Annotated in this window: 15 protein-coding genes and 1 riboswitch; of the genes, 7 read left to right on the top strand and 8 right to left on the bottom strand. The window is 42.3% G+C overall.

Annotated features, from left to right (window positions below):
• Nucleotides 1-70: 70 nt before the first annotated feature.
• Nucleotides 71-1,621, bottom strand: coding sequence for a DUF4270 domain-containing protein (locus tag BACINT_RS19900; RefSeq protein ID WP_044155125.1), 1,551 nt, complete (start codon nucleotides 1,619-1,621; stop codon nucleotides 71-73).
• 20 nt (nucleotides 1,622-1,641) lie between these two features.
• Complete coding sequence (locus tag BACINT_RS19895) at nucleotides 1,642-2,466, bottom strand: glycogen/starch synthase (RefSeq protein WP_007666498.1); 825 nt, start codon at nucleotides 2,464-2,466, stop codon at nucleotides 1,642-1,644.
• Between the two features lie 246 nt (nucleotides 2,467-2,712).
• On the opposite strand from BACINT_RS19895, the gene panC reads away from it, so the two are divergent.
• Together panC and panD are read left to right on the top strand one after the other, a co-directional pair.
• On the top strand, nucleotides 2,713-3,558 hold the full coding sequence (panC, locus tag BACINT_RS19890) for a pantoate--beta-alanine ligase (protein ID WP_007666497.1): 846 nt from the start codon (nucleotides 2,713-2,715) through the stop codon (nucleotides 3,556-3,558).
• Between the two features lie 27 nt (nucleotides 3,559-3,585).
• Nucleotides 3,586-3,939 carry an aspartate 1-decarboxylase gene (panD, locus tag BACINT_RS19885; RefSeq protein WP_007212709.1) on the top strand — a complete coding sequence of 118 codons (354 nt, stop codon included), beginning with the start codon at nucleotides 3,586-3,588 and terminating at the stop codon, nucleotides 3,937-3,939.
• Nucleotides 3,940-4,135: 196 nt separating this feature from the next.
• Here panD and BACINT_RS19880 read toward each other — a convergent pair whose 3' ends face one another.
• The 5 genes from BACINT_RS19880 to rplU form a co-directional block, all read right to left on the bottom strand.
• On the bottom strand, nucleotides 4,136-5,101 hold the full coding sequence (locus BACINT_RS19880) for a hypothetical protein (protein ID WP_007666493.1): 966 nt from the start codon (nucleotides 5,099-5,101) through the stop codon (nucleotides 4,136-4,138).
• Nucleotides 5,102-5,117: 16 nt separating this feature from the next.
• A complete protein-coding gene (locus BACINT_RS19875) occupies nucleotides 5,118-7,424 on the bottom strand; it encodes a bifunctional dihydroorotate dehydrogenase B NAD binding subunit/NADPH-dependent glutamate synthase (RefSeq protein ID WP_007666491.1) in 2,307 nt (768 codons plus the stop codon).
• A gap of 233 nt (nucleotides 7,425-7,657) precedes the next feature.
• Nucleotides 7,658-8,932: a serine--tRNA ligase gene (gene serS / locus BACINT_RS19870; RefSeq protein WP_007666489.1), complete on the bottom strand. Its 1,275-nt coding sequence runs from the start codon at nucleotides 8,930-8,932 to the stop codon at nucleotides 7,658-7,660.
• A 144-nt stretch (nucleotides 8,933-9,076) separates the two neighbouring features.
• The gene (rpmA, locus tag BACINT_RS19865) at nucleotides 9,077-9,346 is read right to left on the bottom strand and encodes a 50S ribosomal protein L27 (RefSeq protein WP_007666487.1); all 270 of its coding nucleotides are present in this window, start codon (nucleotides 9,344-9,346) and stop codon (nucleotides 9,077-9,079) included.
• A 23-nt stretch (nucleotides 9,347-9,369) separates the two neighbouring features.
• The gene (rplU, locus tag BACINT_RS19860) at nucleotides 9,370-9,687 is read right to left on the bottom strand and encodes a 50S ribosomal protein L21 (RefSeq protein ID WP_007666485.1); all 318 of its coding nucleotides are present in this window, start codon (nucleotides 9,685-9,687) and stop codon (nucleotides 9,370-9,372) included.
• A gap of 429 nt (nucleotides 9,688-10,116) precedes the next feature.
• Nucleotides 10,117-10,324: riboswitch (cobalamin riboswitch) on the top strand.
• A 119-nt stretch (nucleotides 10,325-10,443) separates the two neighbouring features.
• Between rplU and BACINT_RS19855 the strand changes: the two genes are divergently transcribed.
• From BACINT_RS19855 to BACINT_RS19840, 4 genes are read left to right on the top strand one after another with little or no spacing between them, the layout of a single operon-like run.
• Entirely contained in the window at nucleotides 10,444-11,616 is a 1,173-nt protein-coding gene (locus BACINT_RS19855) for a DUF5074 domain-containing protein (RefSeq protein ID WP_021967055.1), read from the top strand.
• 9 nt (nucleotides 11,617-11,625) lie between these two features.
• On the top strand, nucleotides 11,626-13,638 hold the full coding sequence (locus BACINT_RS19850) for a TonB-dependent receptor plug domain-containing protein (protein WP_007666476.1): 2,013 nt from the start codon (nucleotides 11,626-11,628) through the stop codon (nucleotides 13,636-13,638).
• 24 nt (nucleotides 13,639-13,662) lie between these two features.
• Entirely contained in the window at nucleotides 13,663-15,018 is a 1,356-nt protein-coding gene (locus BACINT_RS19845; protein WP_007666474.1) for a DUF5074 domain-containing protein, read from the top strand.
• Between the two features lie 2 nt (nucleotides 15,019-15,020).
• Nucleotides 15,021-16,004 carry a PKD-like domain-containing protein gene (locus BACINT_RS19840; RefSeq protein WP_007666472.1) on the top strand — a complete coding sequence of 328 codons (984 nt, stop codon included), beginning with the start codon at nucleotides 15,021-15,023 and terminating at the stop codon, nucleotides 16,002-16,004.
• 46 nt (nucleotides 16,005-16,050) lie between these two features.
• Here BACINT_RS19840 and BACINT_RS19835 read toward each other — a convergent pair whose 3' ends face one another.
• Nucleotides 16,051-18,198 carry an HAD-IA family hydrolase gene (locus tag BACINT_RS19835; protein WP_007666466.1) on the bottom strand — a complete coding sequence of 716 codons (2,148 nt, stop codon included), beginning with the start codon at nucleotides 18,196-18,198 and terminating at the stop codon, nucleotides 16,051-16,053.
• A 137-nt stretch (nucleotides 18,199-18,335) separates the two neighbouring features.
• On the opposite strand from BACINT_RS19835, the gene BACINT_RS19830 reads away from it, so the two are divergent.
• Complete coding sequence (locus tag BACINT_RS19830) at nucleotides 18,336-20,570, top strand: GH92 family glycosyl hydrolase (RefSeq protein ID WP_007666464.1); 2,235 nt, start codon at nucleotides 18,336-18,338, stop codon at nucleotides 20,568-20,570.
• Nucleotides 20,571-20,582: the final 12 nt, after the last annotated feature.

Genomic DNA, 20,582 nt, shown 5'->3' with positions numbered 1-20,582 from the left:
ATATCAATAAAAAAGCCTTCCGTTCAAATGAGCGAAAGGCTTTTTTATTGATATACTTTTGGGAAAAAGCTTACTTATTAAATGTGGTATAAGTTACTTCTAACTTTAGTGGATTATTTAGTTCACCGTTCGAAGCTTTAGCCGGGCCACCTTTCAGTTTAGCATATCCTGGTCTCAAGTCATTCTGGATGCCAGTCATTGTTTTAGTGTTGTTACTTGTATCGTAACTGATTGTAACAGGGATCAGGTATACTGTTTTCCAGTCTTCTTCCCATTGTTTATCTTTCTCATCAGTCCAAGCACTGCCAGCTTCTTCTTTTGCTTTTTTCTTTGCAGCATCCTTTCCTTTGATGCAGGTTGTAACCAAACGGGCAATATTATTAAATGTATATTGGTTAGTTGTTACATTATTATGTGCCACTGTAAAGGAAGTGACATTGTCCGGTAACTTGTTTTCTTCAAAGAAACTCTTGAAATCTACTTTACGTAACAATAAAACCTCACTTGGAGCACTCATACTGAATTCATAATCACTTTTTTCATTGTAATTAGTGAAAGTCAGTTTTACGGCATTAAGCGTATCATTAGATAACTTTTCATAGATTTCGTCATATGGCAAAATTGCTTCTGTGAAAATTCCGGCAGGAGATTTGATGTATGTCCAATCTTCTATCTTGGCAAGCTCTGCAATTTTATCAGAATTGAGGAATTGATTAGCTTGAATAACTTCTTTTGTAGAAGCAAATTCAGTTTGCCATCTATAAGCTGTAGAATCCTGACCTTCGAAACCTTCCTGTTTACGTTTATAAGGTACTTTGGTAGTATCATTCAATACATAGTACTGATATTTCATTTGTAAGTCTACACGGTCTACGTAAAGTACGGTTCCGTCTCCATAATCGCTTTTTATATATACACCTTTGAATACATTTTCAATGAAAGCATCGGAGTTCTTGAAATATTCGGGATGACTCTGGCAAAGATCAATCCAATCATTTCCAAATTTGTCCTTGTCGAGTGTGAAAATAACACTTGGATAGTATGTTTTGTTACCATTACTATCGGTTTCGTTCCTTTCTTCATCCGTTACGCTTGTATCATAAGCTGTATAGGCTCTGCGACCCAATAATGACTTTGTAGGATTCAGCCAGTCATAATAATCTGTCGGCTTGATATTGGTATAACGGTTACGCTCTAATTTTTTGTCCAATTCATATGCACTCATACGGCAGGCATTCAGAGAGTCACCGAACCATGTAGAGTAGAAAACAACTAAACGTACGCCTGCTACTGTATCATCAGTCAAAATACCGGTTTTCTTATCAAAATCATACTTCTCAGGAAAACTGAAGTCATCTATACAGTTCAATTCCGTCAGGAAGCTGGCTTCGTAATACCCGAATTGAGGATCTGTAAAACGGCCTACATATCCGGTACTGGTTTTTGCAAATACAGAATCAGCAACCACAGAACGTGTAGTCACATCGAATGTTGTCGTATGTGCGCTAATACCGTCAGATCCGGGTAACATTCCTATTCCTAACGTTCCGGTATTATCATCGCAACCAAAGAAAGTAAGGGTTGCTGCTAAAAGCAATGCTCCTAAGTACTTAACTTTCATAGTTTTCTTTGTTATCTTGTTTATTTTTGTTCTGTTTCCCACACTTTATCGTAGAACTCATTACAAGCCTCGGCAAATGTTTCGGGAGTTTGATATTCTAAAATCGGTTTTCCTGCCTGGCGGGCATATTCCATAACCTCTTCGTTAACATTTTCACTTTGCTGAATTACTCCATCCGAATAATCGATAGCCAGTTTACACAGCGTAGCATAGTCTACAGGAGCTTTCAGATGAGCCATATCTTTTTTTGTAACGCCTTTCAATACCAATCTGTTTACAAAATCAGCATTGAATGATTCTTTGAAGTCATCTTCAAAAACAGAAAATACTACTTTAGCGTCACGGAATGAAGGCTCGTCCTTATATGCTTTCTTGATATACAAAGGAGCTAAGGCAGTCATCCAGCCATGACAATGGATGATATCCGGGCACCAGCGTAACTTCTTTACCGTCTCCAGTACACCGCGTGCATAGAATATAGCACGGCTGTCATTATCTCCATATTCCACGCCATTCTCATCAGCAGCCTGCAAGCGATTCTGGAAATAATCATCGTTGTCGATGAAATATACCTGCATGCGGGCAGATTGAATGGAAGCAACTTTAATAATAAGGGGGTGGTCGGTATCGTCAATAATCAGATTCATACCGGAGAGGCGTATCACTTCGTGCAATTGGTTTCTGCGCTCATTGATATTCCCCCATTTAGGCATGAATGTTCTAATTTCTCTGCCTTTTTCCTGGATTGCTTGAGGTAGGTTTCTGCCTACAAGGGACATTTCGGATTCTGGTACGTAAGGAGTAATCTCTTGGGTAATAAATAAAACCTTATTCGCCTTTGTCATAATAACAATGTTCTCAATTATTCTGCAAAGATATAAAAAAAATCGGGCACTTGAGCAAATAAGGCGACTCTATAATTCCTTATGAATTGTTAACTGCTTGTTAATCAGTGATGCTTTGTCTCAAAGAGGAGTGCTGCTTAAGTAGAACTTTTGCATTAATTTGCGATATTTCTTCTTTATATGCTAAATAATAGTTTATTTTGCACCGCTTTTGCGAACAACTAAGTTATTATATAACCTATAAAAATGGAAATAGTACATACTATCAAGGACTTGCAGGCCGGACTTTCGGATTTACGGGCCCAAGGTAAAAAGGTAGGATTGGTGCCTACAATGGGTGCCCTGCATGCCGGTCATGCGTCATTGGTGAAACGTTGTGTTGCTGAAAATGATGCTGCGGTAGTGAGTGTTTTTGTAAACCCGACACAGTTTAACGACAAGAACGATTTAGAGAAATATCCCCGTACGCTGGATGCCGATTGTGCTTTGTTGGAAGCTTGCGGTGCTGCGTTTGTATTCGCTCCTTCGGTCGCGGAGATGTATCCCGAACCGGATACGCGCCAGTTTAGCTATGCGCCGTTGGATACGGTGATGGAAGGTGCGTTTCGTCCGGGACATTTCAATGGTGTTTGCCAGATTGTGAGCAAGCTGTTTGATGCAGTGAAGCCGGACCGCGCTTACTTCGGAGAGAAAGATTTCCAGCAGTTGGCTATCATTCGTGAGATGGTGCGTCGGATGAATTATTCGTTGGAAATAGTGGGTTGCCCTATTATACGTGAAGAGGATGGGCTGGCTCTGAGTAGTCGTAACGCACGTTTATCTGCTGAAGAACGCAAAAATGCTTTAAAAATATCGCAAACATTATTTGAAAGTCGTACCTTTGCGACTTCTCATACAGTTGCTGAGACTCAGAAGTTTGTAGAAGATACCATTGCGGCCGCTCCCGGTTTGCGTCTGGAATACTTTGAACTGGTGGATGGCAACACGTTGCAGAAAATAGCCAATTGGGAAGATACGGCGTATGCTGTAGGTTGCATTACAGTATTCTGTGGTGAGGTTCGCTTGATTGACAACATTAAGTATAAAAAGTAATAAACCTAAAAAGAGAGATCAGACCTTATGATGATTGAAGTGCTGAAGTCGAAAATCCATTGCGCTCGTGTCACAGAAGCTAACCTCAATTATATGGGAAGCATTACGATTGACGAGGACTTGCTGGATGCGGCCAATATGATTGCCGGTGAAAAAGTGTACATAGCCGACAACAATAATGGCGAACGTTTTGAAACCTATATTATTAAAGGTGAACGTGGTTCGGGCAAAATATGTCTGAATGGTGCGGCAGCCCGTAAGGTGCAGCCGGACGATATCATCATTATTATGTCGTATGCCTTGATGGACTTTGAAGAAGCCAAGTCGTTCAAGCCGTCGGTGATTTTTCCTGATCCGGCAACGAACAAAGTGGTGAAATAAATTTTTATAAAAAACAAAAACGGAAGCCCCGCTTGCACATTCAAGTTGCAAGCGGGGCTTCCGTTTTATTCTGGAGTGTATGAGAAACCGTTACTCAAGGGGCTTCCGATTTGAAATGATATTGCTTGTTTTGCTTGAAGACAAGCAATGCTTTGGGTGATAACATTGCTTGTCTTCGAGCATAACATAGCTTGTTTTATTGATGCAGGTGGTAGAGGGAGTCGTTCAGTGTATATACTTTCAGGGTTTGTCCCAGCATTAGTTTCCCTGTTTTGCTTAAGTCTTTACCCGGATTATCTTTACTTCCGTATCCTTTCAGTATAGGGCGTATCGTTGAGTAGACAAAGGGAGACAAGAGACCGTTTTTAGTATGAAACAGCCCGTCATGATAAAAGACGGCATGGATGATTTCATTGTACCCGTTGACGATAACGATTACGCTGTTGTCCGGAAAGCTCACGTCTTTCACTTTCTTATAATGGCAGGGATAATCGGCTGTATGTTTAAGAAAGTGTTCGAAGAAAGCGGCCAACTCTTCTTTTTTGCTGAAATTCGTGTTGCGGGTAATGACAGGATCCGGGCAAATGCCATGGGTGCGGAAGAATGCATCCAGGGCATAGAAAAAGCATGCTTGCGGACAGTTCATTAAAGTATCTTGAGGGCTCTTCATCCGTTTCATGGAGTCGGTAAGTGCAGAAATTTTCTTTTCGGACAGCCCCTCGACATCGGCGGCAAAGCGAGTATAGGGAGGAAGTTGGCTTTCCACTTCCAGAACACGGATTTTCTTTTTTTGTTTATTATCGTTTCTGTAGTAGAATCGTGTGTCGGGAAGCCGGGCATAACTTAAAGTGTCATTACCCCATATTGCCAGAAAAACAGGGTAGTTGCCTTTTGGCGTCCGCCAATCAGCGGGTTGGATGGTATCAAGATGATTGATGAGTGAATCGGTGTAATTGCCGTTGCCGAAAGGTATCATTCCCGGGCTTGATACCAAGTCAGAATCCAGTATCCAGTGTGAATCTTGTATCCCTTTTTGTAACTCACTGATGTAGGATACTCTGATCTCGGGGTATGCTTTTTGTGCCAGGCAATTCCCGCAAAGAAAAATAAAGAACAGACAGTTCATTAGCTGAACTGCCTGTTTTTTAAGAATTTTATTCATAAAATTATCTTCTGTTCTATCTTTTCAACTGTTCGTTCATAGCAGCGGCAGCTTTTCGTCCGTCGCCCATGGCAAGGATAACGGTGGCACCGCCACGAACGATATCTCCTCCGGCGTAAATCATCGGGATGGACGATTGCATACTGTCATTCACGGCAATTGTTCCCTTACGTCCCAGTTCCAAGCCTTTGATAGATGAAGGTACAATCGGGTTGGGAGATACACCTACGCTGACGATGGCCAAGTCTATGTCAATCGTTTCCGTTGCTCCCGGGATGGGGACAGGACTACGGCGTCCGGATGCATCGGGTTCGCCAAGCTCCATTTTTTGCAGAATAACTTGTTTCACCTTTCCTTGTTCGTCGGCAATGTATTCTATCGGATTATGCAGCGTGAGGAACTCCACACCTTCTTCTTTGGCATGTTTTACCTCTTCGATACGCGCAGGCATTTCCTCTTCGGAGCGACGATAAATAATCATAGCACGTTCGGCCCCCAAACGACGTGCAGTACGTACTGAGTCCATAGCTGTGTTTCCGCCACCGATAACGGCTACGTTTTTACCGAAAGGAACCGGAGTATCAGAGTCTTCGCTTGCTGCATCCATCAGGTTGACACGCGTCAGGTATTCATTGGATGACAGAATATTGATGGAATTTTCTCCCGGAATATTCATAAAGTTAGGCAATCCGGCACCGGATGCCACGAATACACCTTTGAAACCTTCTTCTTCCAACTGTTCCACACTGATAGTCTTACCTATGATACAGTCTTTAATAAAGTTAACCCCCATCTTGGCAAGATTGTCAATCTCCACATCCACCACTTTGTTCGGCAGGCGGAATTCGGGGATACCATACTTCAGTACACCGCCTATCTCGTGAAGAGCTTCAAAGACAGTAACATCGTAACCATATTTAGCCATATCTCCGGCAAAAGAAAGTCCGGCAGGTCCGGAGCCAATGACGGCAATCTTAATACCATTCTTTTCTTTGATTTCCGGTACGGAGATTTGCCCGCTTTCACGTTCATAGTCAGCGGCAAATCGTTCCAGATAGCCGATAGCTACCGGCTTTTCTTTCATTTTCAGGTGGATACATTTTGACTCGCACTGTTTTTCCTGCGGGCAAACACGACCGCAAACAGCAGGCAGAGCACTGGTTTCTTTCAGTGTCTTGGCAGCTTCGAGTATTTCTCCGCGTTCAATGTTTTTGATGAAACGAGGAATATCAATACCTACGGGACAACCTTCCATGCAACCAGGATTTGCGCAATCGAGGCAACGCTTGGCTTCCGTCAGGGCTTGTTCCTCTGTCAGCCCCTGGTTTACTTCCTCTTTGCGACTATGCGAACGGTATTCTGGATCGAGTTCGTTCATTTCAACACGCGGAATAGCGGTGCGTTCTTTGGGTTTCATTGCCTTGCGAAGCTCCAGACGCCATGCGGCATTACGACTTTTCTCGTCTACTTCCTGTGCAGGTTCCGGCATAACTTTACAGGATTCACCTTCTTCAAGTTTGTGCATCTCCTCACGTTCGATGCTCTTGAAGGCACCCATACGCTTCAACATCTCGTCGAAGTCTACCTGATGACCATCAAATTCCGGTCCGTCTACACAAACGAATTTGGTCTTTCCGCCGATGGTGATGCGGCAAGCACCGCACATACCTGTACCATCCACCATGATTGTATTCAGCGAGACATCGGTCGGTATTTCATATTTTTTAGTCAGCAAGCAAACAAATTTCATCATGATGGCGGGGCCGATGGCAAAACATTTGTCCACTTTCTCCCGTTTAATGACTTCTTCAACGCCTTCGGTTACCAATCCTTTGCGTCCATAAGAGCCGTCGTCGGTCATAATGATGACCTCGTCTGCACTTTCACGCATTTCTTTTTCAAGGATAATCAGCTCTTTACTACGTCCGGCAAGTACGGCAATAACGCGGTTACCGGCAGCTTTCAAAGCCTGTACAATAGGGAGCATGGGAGCTACGCCTACACCACCACCTGCACAAACCACTGTTCCGAAGTTTTCAATATGAGTAGCTTGTCCCAACGGACCTACCACATCAGTGATATAATCGCCCTCATTCAGTTCGCAAAGGCGGGTAGAGGAGAGGCCTACTTCCTGTACTACCAAAGTGATAGTACCGCGTACGGCGTCAGCCGCCGCAATTGTCAATGGCATACGTTCACCTTTTTCGCCTACACGTACAATGACGAAGTGTCCTGCCTTACGTGAACGGGCTATTAAAGGTGCCTCAATCTCTAATTTAAAAACCTTTTCAGAAAAATGTTCTTTGCTAATGATTTTGTTCATTATCTATAAATTTTGTTGGTATAATTACGTAATTACTTTCAGATTGTTACGGATTACAAAGATACGGGTTATTTGGTAAAAACAAAGAAAGTTTCTTCTAAAAAGCTGTGTAACTGATGTGGGCGAACGATAATTCGCCCCTACCAGGCCATATCGACGTAATGGTATAAACGTCTGAGGTTACCTGTGTAAGAGCGAATTATGATTTACCCGCCAGAATAACGCAGTTATTTTTAGTCAATCATTTCAAAACCCGTATACGGCACCAGTGCCTTTGGAATACGGATGCCTTCCGGTGTCTGATTATTTTCCAGTAAAGCGGCAACGATGCGTGGTAATGCCAATGCAGATCCGTTCAATGTATGGCAAAGCTCTGTTTTCTTTTCTCCACTGCGGTAACGGCATTTCAAGCGATTAGCCTGATAAGTATCGAAGTTAGAAACGGAACTTACTTCCAGCCAACGTTTCTGTGCCTCTGAATAAACTTCGAAGTCGAAGCAGAGAGCAGCGGTAAAGCTCATATCACCGCCACACAGGCGAAGGATACGATAGGGTAATTCCAGTTTCTGCAGCAATCCTTCTACATGATCCAGCATCTCTTTGTGAGACTGTTTGGAATGTTCCGGCTTGTCAATGCGTACCAATTCTACTTTGGAAAATTCGTGCAGACGATTCAAACCGCGCACATCTTTACCGTAAGATCCGGCTTCGCGACGGAAACACTGCGTGTAAGCGCAGTTTTTGATAGGAAGTTGTTTCTCTTCCAGAATCACGTCGCGATAGATATTTGTTACAGGTACTTCAGCTGTTGGAATGAGATATAAATCGTCTACTTCGCAATGGTACATCTGTCCTTCCTTATCGGGCAACTGGCCTGTTCCGTAACCGGAAGCTGCATTTACCACTGTCGGAGGCATGATTTCCAGATAGCCAGCCTTGCGGGCTTCGTCCAGGAAGAAGTTGATCAGTGCGCGTTGCAACTGTGCACCTTTTCCTTTGTAAACCGGGAATCCGGCTCCTGTGATCTTTACGCCTAAGTCGAAGTCAATCAAATCATATTTCTTCGTCAGTTCCCAATGAGGTAGTGCATCTTTGGGAAGTTCGGTTTCCATGCCACCCATTTTCTCTACTACATTATCCTCGGCGCCCACACCTTCGGGTACTTCATCATAAGGTATATTAGGAATGGTGTAGAGCAGATTCTGCATATCTTCAGCAGCCTGGTCCATTTCGGCTTGCAGAGTCTTGTTAGTTTCTTTTAGCTCGGCTACACGACTTTTGGCAGTTTCAGCTTCCTCTTTTTTCCCTTCCTTCATCAGTTGTCCGATAGATTTGGAAATAGAGTTCACTTCAGAGAGGTTATTATCTAATACAGACTGTGTGCTACGTCTTTTGTCGTTAAAGGCAATTACTTGGTCTATTGTCTCTTTAGCATTTTTGAAATGCTTCTTTTCCAGTCCGCGGATCACCGCGTCGGTGTTTTCTGTAATTTGTTTGATGGTAAGCATATCTTGATACTTTGTTTTGATTAAAATCTTGATTTGAGAGCACAAAGATAAGTAAAAAACAAATAAGGTGTTGTTTTTGCTATAAAAAGAAAGGGATGCAATCCATTGGATTACATCCCTTTTCTTTATTTTTTATTCTGAAACTTACGCTTCTGCGCTTTCAGCGGGGATTACAGATACATAACGTCTGTCTTCCTTGGTTACTTTGAACTGTACAGTTCCGTCTACTAAAGCGAAAAGAGTGTGGTCTTTACCCATACCGATGTTGTTACCCGGGTGGAATTCAGTACCTCTTTGACGAACGATGATGTTACCAGCTTTGCAAACTTCGCCACCAAATATCTTAACGCCTAATCTCTTGCTCTGTGATTCGCGGCCGTTCTTAGAACTACCGACACCTTTTTTATGTGCCATTTCTTCTTACTGTTTTAAATTGATTAAGCTACTACTTCTGTGATTGTTAACTCTGTGAATTGTTGACGGTGACCGTTCAACTTGCGATGACCTTTTCTTCTTTTCTTGTGGAAAATGAGAACTTTGTCACCTTTTACCAGGCTTGATACAATCTGGCAAACTACTTTTGCACCTTCTACGGTGGGAGCACCTACGGTGATAGCACCTTCTTTGTCTACCAAAAGAACTTTGTCAAATTCTACTGTTGTACCGTTTTCTGCATTCTGGATGTGGTGTACAAACAGCTTTTTGCCAGCTTCTGCTTTAAATTGCTGACCGTTGATTTCTACAATTGCGTACATTTCTTATATATAATGTATAAGTTAGCTCCGTCGGGTGGTCTCTAATCACTTAGAAAGCACTTTGTCGAACCCGGTGCGGAATAATCGGGCACAAAAGTACTTCTTTTATTTGGAACAGACAAACGTTTCTTCCTCTTTTTTTGAGGAATAGATTTAGGAAATCTGTCAGGAAGGGATTCTTGCAAGTCTGCTTCATACCAACTCCGTGTCAAGGCCGTACCAACTCCGTATCAAGTCCAAGCGTATAGATACGGAGAAGACACGGAGTAAATAAGACTCAGATATAATGAATATACGGGGCCTATTCATAAAGCCTTGAGTACTGAACCAAGCAAACTTATAAGAGGGAATAAAACATTAAGTTCATTTTCTTTTTTTTTAGAATATTCTTCCTTGCATGATTTATAATGTCTATCTTTGCACTCGGATTTAAGAATCCGGCTTTCGGGTGCTTCGTGATATATCTTATCAAACGAGGTGAAAAGGGAATCAGGTGAAACTCCTGAACAGACCCACTGCTGTGAGCTTCATTAAACTTTTCGGATAAATTCTACACTTGTCCACTGTCCGTATAGGATGGGAAGGACTTCCGGAGAGGAAGCGAGTCAGAAGACCTGCCTGCAAAGTCTGCAATCTACAGTTTCGGGGGAAAAGGAACTTAAGAGATTCACATTGCTTCAACTCATATTGTTATAGATATGAGAGGTCATTGCTCTGACTTCGTACCTCGAAACATAACGGAAAATAATTGTGTGTATGCAGAAGAAACGCATTTTGAGGTTATGTTGTGCAGTGCTAATGGTATCATTATCCGCCTGCGAATATGAGGATGATTTTCCTGCCGGAGTGGGCGAGGGTAATATCGAAGCTATTGTTTTGAACGAGGGAAGAATAGGTACGAATATGGGAGCTATATCTGTATTGTACCGTAACGGGATGGTGAGTCCCGATGTCTTTCGTGTTGTGAATAACCGACCGTTAGGGGATGTAGCACAATCTATTACGATGATTAATGGGAAGTACTTCATCGCTTTGAACAATTCTAAGAAAATCGAGATTGTGAATTCCAAGACTTTCGAATCCGAAGGTACGATACTTTATACACAGGCAGGATTACCACGTCAGATTGTGGCTATATCGGATACTACTGCTATCGTTTCCGATCTTTTAAGTAACAATGTCTCCGGTGTTGATTTGCCCAGCCAGCTGGTACGGATTCGTACCGTGCCTCCTTATGGTACTCCCTTGGAATATATCGTTATCAGAAAATGGGTAGAATATATGGAAGTGTCTGAACATAAACTTTTGGGTATTACAGCAAAAGGGGTTTATGTGTTCGATCTGGACAATATTACTCTGGAAGGAAGCCGCATGATAGAAGAAGTCTATAATGAGGAAGTCACTAAAACCTGTAAATTGCTGAAAGACAAAAATGGCAAGATATGGGCTTTGATGAACGAACGTGATAAAGGCAAACTTACTGCTATCCTGTTAAAGTGTATTGATCCGCAGACGGAGAAGGTAGTGACTACTTACAGACTGCCTTTTGTCAGTAAGAATGAAGCCAAAGAAGGGGATGTAACCGGAACTATCAGCTATAACCGGACTGACATGGATGCTACTAAAACTCTGATCTATTTTAGTGTGCGAACCTGCAAACCGGGTCTTCCGAATGACTCACAACAAAGTATTTATACGTTGAATACGGATGATGGCACTTTTAAATTACATCGTCATGTACCTGGAGTAGATATGATGTATGGTTGTGGAGTAAGTCCGCAAGGGGAAGTGTATATCTGCGACTGTCTGGACTATTCGGCACAGCGTGGCTATATTCGTCATTATAAAGAGAGTGGAAATGTTGAAAGTTACCGTGTTGGTATTTATCCCAATCAGGTCTATTTCCCTGAATCATCCGAAGTTCAATAATCTAAGTTTATGAGAAAACTGTTTTTCCTGATAGTTGCCGCATGCCTGCTGGTGACTGATGCGATAGCTCAAAAAAAGGATACGATTGCCTATGGCCTGAATCTGGATGAGGTGCAGATTGTAGCCCGTCGGATACGTCATGCCAATGAAGCAAATGCCGGTGCAAAAGTGACGCATCTTGAGCCTGAATTGCTGCAAATCAATAAAACCCGTTCGTTTTCTGAGTTATTGACCGAAAATTCAGCTACCTACATTAAGAGCCTGGGCACGGGAGCATTATCTACAGCCTCTTTCCGTGGAGGAAGTGCTGCGCAAACCCGGGTCAACTGGAATGGAATCAACATCACGCCGCCGATGTCCGGAGTGTTTGACTTTTCGCAGTTCCCTGTCTTCTTTGCCGACAACGTGAACCTTTATTATGGAAGCAGTCATGTGAAGAGTGGTACCGGTGCTGTGGGTGGGAGTGTAAACATCTTCAATGATCCGGAGTGGGGAAAGGGAGTTACAGGTAAATTTTTTGGAGAATATGGTTCTTATAACACATATACCGGAGGAACACAGATTAATGTAAGTGGCAAACGGGTGGTTTCGAAAACACGTTTGTTTTATCAGCATTCGGATAATGACTATACTTATATTAATAAAGTACTTACTAATGAAGCTTTCCGTGAGAAGCGGCAAGATGCCAAATATTCACAATGGAGTGCGATGCAGGAAGGGTACTTTAAACTGAATCCGTACGCACAACTGGCTGCTGTAGGCTGGATACAACAAGGGAAGCGCATGTTGCCCCAACCATTAGGCATTGTGGGAAAGACACACGAACAGCAGAATGAAACGAATATTCGCGGGTATGTAGGGTTCGACTACGTGCGTGGCATCCATGAATTTCATGTAAAAGGCGCATGGCTTTATTATCGTCTGAAGTATGACAAATGGTTTGATGGCGGGTTGTTCGACCCGGAAGGCAATATCAACTCTTCGCAGACATGGCAGGGGGTTGCTGATTATTCGTGTGCACCTGTTGACGAGTTGGTATTGAATGCTACGCTTACCTATACACACGACTTGGTAAATGTGAGTAGTTACATTGATGTGGATTCCGCTAAGTACCTGATAGACGATGTGTATTATAATATACCGGTACCCGAACCGCCATTGAAGCATCATCGCAATGTATTGTCGTTGCAAGCTTCGGCGAACTGGACATTATTGCCATGGTTACAACTACATGGGCAGTATATGTTCGAGCAGAATAATAGCCGGAACGTGTCTACATGGTCGGCTGGTTTTGCCACAAACTTTTTCGATAAGACCTTCTACGTAAAAGGTAGCATGTCGTATAATTATCGTTTTCCCAGTATGAATGATCTTTATTGGCGTCCCGGTGGAAATCCTGATGTGAAACCCGAAGACGGCTATTCTTATGACGCAGCCATCGGTTATAAGAATGATTTAACCTCCTGGATGACATTGAATGCAGAAGCGTCCGGTTATCTGATGCATATTGACAATTGGATATTGTGGCTTCCAAAAGATGGCAACCAGTGGATATGGACACCTCAGAACAAACGTAATGTCCTCTCGATGGGAGCAGAGTTTACTGGTAAAATGGTGCTTAGCTTTGGAGATTTCAAGACTACACTTTCCGGTAATTTCAGCTGGGCTCGTTCGCGTACGCGGAAGAAGCAGCATGTAGATGATAACTCTTATATGCAGCAGATCCCTTATGTGCCCGAATTGAAATGGAATGCACGGCTGGCGTTCGATTATAAAAAAGCCTTTTGTTCGTGGCAGACTACTTATATAGGTAAACGTTATGTCACAACTGATGAATCTTATTCAACCCGTCCTTATACGGTTCATAACTTATTAGTGGGTTATTTGTGGAAATTAGGGAACGGCATGCAGCTTACTTCGCAAGTACGTGTGGATAACATTCTGAATACCTATTATGAATCGACACAATACTATCCGATGCCATTGCGTAATGTGCTGTGCTCGTTGATGTTTGAATTTTAGTTTTTAATTTTTTATATACTAACAATGAAGAAGAACATTATTTATTTTTTATCATGCCTTGTCCTTACGGTAGGACTAGTATCTTGTAGTGATGATGACAAAGAACCGTTGTCGCCTTTAACAGTTGTGATAGAGGGTGCCGAAGCACAAGAAGTAGTGCAAGGTACAACTCTGAATCTAAAGGCTGTAGTAGAAGGAAGTTCAGAAGTGAAATACGCCTGGACATTGAATGGTAAGGAAGTTTCTACCACCCCTGCTTATGAGTTTACTGCGACGGATCTTGGAAAAAGTGAAATTCAACTGAAAGTTTCAAATGCGGAACAAGGTGAAGCAGCAGCCAAGTTAGACCTCGACGTGTATGGAAAGTATAAGTATGGAACCTTTATACTGAACGAAGGAGCTTCTTTGCGAGGCGATAAAGGTGGGTCTTTAATATTCATAAGTCCTGAGGGAGAATTAGTGGAGATGGCTTTCCAGAAAGAAAACAATGGAGCATGGTTGGGTAGTGTTCCACAGGATGTATTTATTGCCAACAATAAAATGTATATTGTTTCTCAAAACGGAGGTAACGAGGGAGGCTTTTTGACGATAGTCAATGCTGAAACATTGAAACTGGAAACTGCTTTTGGTGATGAATTGAAGAGTCAGGTAAGTTGGCCTACGCATGTAGCAGTGTTGGGCGATGATAACATTTATCTGCGTGATAACGGAGGTATTAAGTTGTTTCATCCTTCTACAGGAGAAGCGACTCTTATCGAAGGAACGAAAGGAGCCAGAAAAAATACGATGGCAGTTGTTGGAGGAAAAGTTTTTGCTTCGCAAAACAAGAATCTTCTTGTCATAGAATCCGGAAAGGATAAAGTATCGGCAACGGTTGAATTTGACGGTAATATTTCGGGTGTGGTAAAATCATCAGATAATAACGTTTGGGTATCGGTTTCAACTGGTAAAATAGCTAAAGTCAGTGCCAAAGATTATTCGATTATAAAAGAAAACGACTTATCGGCGGATAAAGATGCTACAAAAACATTGTCAGCCTCGTTTGCAGCTGCTCCTAGCATAACAGCTAAGGGTGATACATTGTATATGAGTGGTCTTGCTACCAAAGTTTATCGGCACATTTTTAGTACCAATGAAACTAAGTTGATGGTGGATGCTAAAGAAATGGTAGAGAATGCCAATATTGTTTATAATACGGTGGCCGTTGATCCGGTAACAGAAGGTGTTTATCTCAATACGATAAAAGGATATGGAGATAATGTAAGCATAAATCAAATTAGTATATTCGATTTTAGTGGTGCAACTCCTACTTTGAAAGCACATTATAATGATTGTACAAGATATCCGGCTGGAGTCTTCTTTACTTCTAATTTTAGATAACTATGAAGAATAATATTATCTATTTTTTATCATGTCTTGTCCTTACTATAGGATTGGCATCTTGTAGTAGCGATGATTCCAACGACAATGCTTTACTACTCTCAGTATCCATTGTCGATGGTGAAAAACAAGACGTTGCACTTGGAAAATCTCTCACCTTGGAGGCGAAAGTGGAAAATGGTGAAAATGCTCGTTTTGAGTGGACAGTGGATGGTGAGAAGGTATCAACTGAACTGAAGTATGTGTTTACTCCCACAAAGGCAGGAACTTACGACGTGAAGTTTGCAGCTTATAAGGATAAAGATGAAGCCTATGCCGCTATACTGGTGAATGTATATGTGGCTTATGATGCTGTAAAGTCTATGAGTGATATTCAATTCTGGACAGGAGAGGGAGAATGTCAGTCTGCATTAGGCGTGCAATGGATAAGTGGTGACAACTGGGAAGATCCGATACAGGATAATGTTCATTTCCTGAGTTGGGGGTATCGTTGGAAAGAAAGTGACCAATCTACCGGATATCAGATGATCTTAGCAATTGCTAAAGCAGATCCTCGCTTCTTTGTTGTGATGGGACCAGGTTTTGGTGGTGATGACAGTCGGTCTGTTCGTGGTTTGGGCTACGATGCCAATGGTGATGGTTGTTTTTCTATAAAGAATGAATCCATGTCTATTACATATGATGCAAAGGACTTTACGGATGGGGTAATCTTTCTGAAAGATGATGTGACGGGAGATGGATTTGTATCAACCGATCCTGCCGATTATTGGATGGGTGGCTGGTATGAGAATTATTGTTCGTATTATTTGGGTGATGATGGGAAGAATGTTCCGGAATCATTTGAATATTCTCCATATATGGCAGACTTGCGCACATTAACTCAGAACAGTTGGGATGCTTGGACTTGTTCCTCAATCAATTCCGGTATGATGAATACTTATCCTTTTTCAGAATGGATGGTAGGGGCTCTTGCAAATCCCCAATAATAGATACGAATTGATTTTTCCTGAAATAAATAAAAGTTCTCTCATATCAATTGATAGGGAGAACTTTTATTATATAAACCGCAGCAACTATCAGGGCTACTACAATAATAGCAAAGATAATAAGCAATATTAGACTGTAGAAGAACATAAGTACTGTGGTCCAAAAACTTCTCCACCACGTGTATCCATACAGTTGCTTATAATCCAGGCAGAAGAGGGCAAAGATGAATAGTATGGGCAATTCGTATAAATCGCCTACCTGTGCACTGCCGTTGAAAGGAAGCACAATGATGCTGAGCAAGAGTATTTGGCAAGCGATATAGGCCTGTATAAATACATGTTCTGTCAGATTATAGCGCAGCTTGTTCTTTTTACGACGGAAAGCCATGAGCGTTGCCAGAGCAAAAAGAGGTAACGTGGCAATGATGCGGAATGCCTTGTTGCCATGTCCCCAACTTTTCAGTAAGTTCCATACTTTTTCCAAGAAAGGTGTGTTGTGGATGACTTTTTCAAGTTTATCAAATGCTGAAGACCCATCTTTCAGCAATTCGTCTATGAGCTCATCATCTTCATCGCCATTTATTTTTATGGTGATATTGTCCTTTTTAAAAGAACTTTTTGTTTCTAGTTTTTCCAAATCCAGATTCAGGTCTTTTATAGTTTGAGTCAGAACTTCCTTTTGAGCTGGTTCTTTGGCCTTTTTTATCTGTTTCTGCAAAAGTTCGCGTGTGACTATCAGATTCTTCTTCCGGATTTCCGTAGAATCCTCTGTTCCCAGATTTTCCAGTTTCTTGTTCAAGCCTTTTATGGCCTGGTTCAGAACATCTTTGGTGTGTGAGTCTTCTGTTCCCTCTATTCGTTTTTGTAGTTGTTCACGTGCAGCAAGTATTTCTTGTCTTTGGACTTCCTGTGATTTTTCCTTCTTTTCTTTCAGGGCTTCAGGGTCTACCAGTTGCACAGCCATTATGTAAAGGGCGGCAAGTACAAATAATGTCTGGAAGGGGCGGAAGTATAAGATTCGTTTGCCAGCAATGAAGTCTCTGATCATGTATCCCGGGCGGTAGAGCAAGTCCAGAAGGGTGCGGCCGAAACCATTATCGATATTAGTGAATCCGCCTAATATATTTCTGAATGCATTACTGAAACGGTAACGGGGAGTATTCCGGCTTTGACCGCAACGGTTGCAATAGCTACCTGTATAAGCAGTTTCACAATTTAAGCAAATATTGCTTTCTTCACTCATGGGCGGTGTTTTCTTTCCTTGTACCATTTTGATGTGTAGGGCGCGAAGGCGTATCTTACAGGGAAGCCACCAGGGAGAGTTTAATATTCGGTTTGGCAGAATCCTGCGTTTGGTAAGGATATACAAGAGAACCAGAATGAAAGCCCACAGAAAAACATTACTGTCTTCTCCTTCTTCAAAAGATAACCATAGTAGTACTGCCAGGATTAGTATTTGCCAGATATTGATCATTTTCTTTCTGCAAGGAGTGCGACGGGAAACAATAACCGGAACGGAAGGTGGATTGACAACCGGATGGGTTGGTTGTTCATCCGTTTCCAAGAGTTCTTCCAGTGAGTTCATAATTTTCCAATGCGGATATTTGCCTAATTCTTCGGCGGAAGTTACTCCATGGGTTACACCGGCAAAGTCCACACCAGCTGCTTTGGCTGTGGCAGCGTCCACTGTGCTATCGCCAATGTAGAGGGTTTCTGCCTTGGTGACATGCAACTGTTTGATGGCAAGCAGCAACCCTTCGGGTGAGGGCTTGGCTGTTTGTACATCTTCTCCGCCAATAATGATGTTGAAGAAACTGCCGGGGAAGTGCTGGTCGAGCATTTCCTTTATGCGATAACGGTATTTGGTGGAGATGATGCCGATGAATGCGCCTGCATCTTTCAGGGCAAGCAGCACAGACTTGGTTTCCAGAAAGAGTACGGTGTTTATTGTCATGTGGGTATCCGCTTCCTTCCTGTATTCGCTCTTAAAACCAGCTAGTTGGTCTTCATCCGTCACTCCCGTCAGGATAGAGAAAGATTCTTCCAAAGTTTTTCCGATGGTACGTTTAATATCTTCATCGGTTACATCTGTATAACCATGTTGATTGAGCACATTACGGAAACAGGTAACGATGCCGCGAGAAGAGTCTGCGAGCGTGTAGTCAAAGTCAAAGAGATAAGTCGTATAGCTCATTGTCGCTTTTTGCGGCAAAGTTATAAATTAATTGGAATTTTTAGGCTATATTTGTTCGTTCGATGAATTTATTAGGGAAACCGTTAAGTGTTTCCGGATGCTGAGTTGTTACATATGCACGTTAACTATGTAGTATTATGAAATTGTCAGAATTGTTTTTACTGGTTTTATTCCTTTTCTCCCTTTCAGCGTGTGTGTCCCAGCAACCGGATACGAAGAGTAAGTGCTATGCCACAGAGTATGTCAACCCCTTTATCGGTACGGATTTTACCGGGAATACGTATCCCGGAGCACAAACTCCGTTCGGTATGGTGCAGTTAAGTCCCGATAACGGGCTTCCGGGATGGGATCGCATCTCCGGTTATTTCTATCCGGACAGCACGATTGCAGGTTTTAGCCATACCCACCTTTCAGGTACCGGGGCAGGTGATTTATATGATATATCTTTTATGCCTGTTACTTTGCCCTATAAAGAGACGGATGCTCCGTTAGGTATTCATTCTTTATTTTCTCACTCCGAAGAAACTGCCAGTGCCGGATATTATCAGGTTCGGTTGAAAGACTATGATATCAATGTAGAACTGACGGCAACCGAGCGTTGCGGTATTCAACGTTATACCTTCCCTGAAGCAGATGCTGCCATTTTCCTTAATTTGCGAAAGGCTATGAATTGGGATTTTACCAATGATACTTATATTGAGAGAATCGATTCTGTTACCATACAAGGGTATCGCTTTTCTGACGGTTGGGCACGCGATCAGCATATTTATTTTCGTACCCGATTCTCTAAACCGTTTAAAGCAATGCAGTTGGATACTGCTACTATTGTCAAGGATGGTGAACGGATTGGAACGTCTGCTATCGCCCGTTTTGATTTCCATACCGCTGCAGGAGAGCAGATTCTTGTAACCACTGCCATATCAGGTGTAAGCATGGAGGGAGCTGCTCGTAATCTTGCAGCCGAAGCACCGGATGATGATTTCGACAAATATCTGGCTACTACCCAAAAAAACTGGAATGAACAACTGTCTAAGATAGAAATCACATGTGATGATCCTGATGAGAAAGTCAAATTTTATACGGCTCTGTATCACTCTATGCTGGCACCGACTATTTATAATGATGTGGACGGTGCCTATTACGGTCCCGATAAACAAGTGCATCAGGCAGATAGATGGACCAATTACAGTACTTTTTCATTGTGGGATACCTATCGTGCCGCTCATCCTCTTTACACTTATATAGAACCGCAACGTGTGAATGATATGGTTCAGTCTTTTCTTGTTTTTTTTGAACAGAACGGACGTCTTCCGGTATGGAACTTCTATGGAAGTGAAACGGATATGATGATAGGCTATCATGCTGTACCGGTTATTGTGGATGCTTATCTGAAGGGAATAGGAAATTTTGATCCGAAGAAAGCCTTGGAAGCCTGTGTAGCTACAGCCAATATAGATGAATATCGAGGAATTGGATTGTATAAAAAGTATGGTTATGTGCCTTATGATGTGACAGATCATTATAACTCAGAGAACTGGTCGCTCTCTAAAACTCTGGAATACGCTTACGATGATTATTGTATTGCCCGTATGGCGGACAAGTTGGGTGAAAGGCAGATTGCAGATGCATTCTATAAACGTTCTCAAAACTATAAGAATGTATATAATCCCCAGGCTTCTTTTATGCAGCCGCGTGATAATAAAGGAAATTTTATTCAACCCTTCAGTCCGGATGACTATACTCCGCATATTTGCGAAAGTAACGGTTGGCAATATTTCTGGTCTGTGCAGCAAGATGTCGATGGTTTGATTGGTTTGGTCGGAGGTACGGAGCGTTTTGCCCAGAAACTGGATAGTATGTTTACTTATAATCCTTCTGCGGATGAAGATCTGCCTATTTTCAGTACCGGAATGATCGGGCAGTATGCGCATGGAAATGAACCGAGCCATCATGTCATTTATTTGTTTAATGCTGTAGGGCAACCTTGGAAGACTCAGAAATATGCCGCCGAGGTGATGCATGAACTTTATAAGAACACGCCTGCCGGTTTATGCGGGAATGAGGATTGTGGTCAGATGTCTGCTTGGTACGTATTTAGCGCAATGGGATTCTATCCGGTAGATCCGGTTAGCGGCAGATATGAAATAGGCACCCCTATGTATCCTGAAATGAAAATGCATTTGGATAACGGCAAGACATTTACGGTATTGGCGCCGACTGTTAGTGAAGAGAATATATATATCCAGTCGGTGAAACTCGACGGGAAACCTTATGATAAAAGCTATATCACACATGAACAAATAATGAATGGCTCTGTCTTTGAATTTGAGATGGGGAATAAACCGGGGGCAGTGTGGTATGCGATAGAGTGATAAAATGAAGTT

It is taken from the genome of Bacteroides intestinalis DSM 17393, from assembly GCF_000172175.1.
Classification (GTDB): domain Bacteria; phylum Bacteroidota; class Bacteroidia; order Bacteroidales; family Bacteroidaceae; genus Bacteroides; species Bacteroides intestinalis.
The sequence above is the reverse complement of the archived record's forward strand: the minus strand, read 5'-3'. Positions and strand labels throughout refer to the sequence as shown.